Raw genomic sequence first — 654 nt, forward strand, 5'->3', positions numbered from 1 at the left:
AAAATTAAATAGTAGTGCGGCCCAATAGCTCAGTTGGTTAGAGCGCCAGCCTGTCACGCTGGAGGTCGAGGGTTCAAGTCCCTTTTGGGTCGCCATTTATAGTAGTATGCCTCGATAGCTCAGTTGGTAGAGCAAGGGACTGAAAATCCCTGTGTCAGTGGTTCGATTCCACTTCGAGGCACCATAATTTTTTTTAAGGTTTTTTAATTATTGCTGGCATAGCTCAGTGGTAGAGCAGTTGATTCGTAATCAACAGGTCGTGGGTTCGAATCCCACTGCCAGCTCCAGCTCATAAATTAGATACTATAAAAGGGGAGTGAGTCTGAATCAATCAGCCGTCATAACGGCTTTACACAGCTGATTGAACAAAAAATGTGAGTGAGACCAGTCAGAAAAGGACAAGCAGGGGCAACTGGATGCTAAAATTTTACATAGAAATTATTTACATATTTTTGCATTAAAATAATTGCATAAAAGCCCTTTACAAATAGGGGCCTATATGATAAAATAAGGTACGTGGCTTTTATTAAAACTTTTAAGACGAAATTTTTATTATATTAAAAATGTGGAGGGATACCCAAGTGGCCAAAGGGGGCAGACTGTAAATCTGTTGGCTGACGCCTTCGATGGTTCGAATCCATCTCCCTCCACCAT

4 tRNA genes are annotated in these 654 nt (G+C 41.3%); all 4 read left to right on the plus strand.

Annotated features, from left to right (window positions below):
- Positions 1–18: 18 nt before the first annotated feature.
- Positions 19–95: transfer RNA gene (locus I4N53_RS01635), tRNA-Asp, on the plus strand.
- Positions 96–108: 13 nt separating this feature from the next.
- Positions 109–184: transfer RNA gene (locus I4N53_RS01640), tRNA-Phe, on the plus strand.
- 28 nt (positions 185–212) lie between these two features.
- Positions 213–287, plus strand: a tRNA-Thr gene (locus I4N53_RS01645).
- Positions 288–567: 280 nt separating this feature from the next.
- A tRNA-Tyr gene (locus I4N53_RS01650) sits at positions 568–653 on the plus strand.
- The last annotated feature ends 1 nt before the right edge of the window (position 654 follow it).

This window comes from Thermoanaerobacter sp. CM-CNRG TB177, from assembly GCF_018588165.1.
Lineage (GTDB): Bacteria > Bacillota > Thermoanaerobacteria > Thermoanaerobacterales > Thermoanaerobacteraceae > Thermoanaerobacter > Thermoanaerobacter thermocopriae.